Raw genomic sequence first — 783 nt, 5'->3', positions numbered from 1 at the left:
CCTGTCACACGCGTTCCAGCGCGACCGCGATGCCTTGTCCCACGCCGATGCACATGGTGGCGAGCGCGCGTTTGCCGCCGATGCGGGCCAGTTCCAGCGCCGCCGTGCCGGTGATGCGGGTGCCCGACATGCCCAGGGGATGGCCCAAGGCGATGGCCCCGCCATTGGGGTTCACGCGCCCATCGTCATCGGCGATGCCCAGGTCGCGCAGGGTGGCAAGGCCTTGGCTGGCAAAGGCCTCGTTCAGCTCGATCACGTCGAAATCGGCGGGGGTCAGGCCCAGCCTTGCCATCAGCTTCTTCGAGGCGGGCGCCGGGCCAAAGCCCATGATGCGCGGGGCCACGCCCGCCACCGCCCCGCCCAGGATGCGGGCGATGGGGGTCAGGCCGTGCTTCTTCGCGGCGGCTTCCGAGGCCACGATCAGCGCCGCCGCCCCGTCGTTCACCCCCGAGGCATTGCCCGCCGTGACCGTTCCGCCCTTGCGGAAGGGCGCCTTCAACCCCGCCAAGGCCTCCAGCGTGGTCTCGCGCGGGTGTTCGTCGCGGTCCACGACCTTGGGGTCGCCCTTGCGCTGCGCGATCTCGACCGGGGTGATTTCCTGCGCCAGACGCCCGTTGGCCTGGGCCGCCGCGGCCTTCTGCTGCGAGCGCAGCGCAAAGGCGTCCTGGTCGGCGCGGCTGATGGAAAACTCTTCCGCCACGTTCTCGGCCGTTTCGGGCATGCTGTCCACGCCGTATTGCGCCGCCATCAGCGGGTTGACGAAGCGCCAGCCGATGGTGGTGT

1 protein-coding gene is annotated in these 783 nt (G+C 70.5%); it reads right to left on the bottom strand.

Annotation, left to right across the window (positions count from 1 at the left end; genetic code table 11):
* Positions 1 to 4: 4 nt before the first annotated feature.
* Positions 5 to 783, bottom strand: a 779-nt coding sequence (locus CK944_RS22355) for an acetyl-CoA C-acyltransferase (protein WP_146038779.1), incomplete at its 5' end; no start/stop codon positions are given.

This window comes from Paracoccus sp. SY, assembly GCF_002901215.1.
In the GTDB taxonomy this organism is placed as follows: domain Bacteria; phylum Pseudomonadota; class Alphaproteobacteria; order Rhodobacterales; family Rhodobacteraceae; genus Paracoccus; species Paracoccus acridae.
The sequence above is the reverse complement of the archived record's forward strand: the minus strand, read 5'-3'. Positions and strand labels throughout refer to the sequence as shown.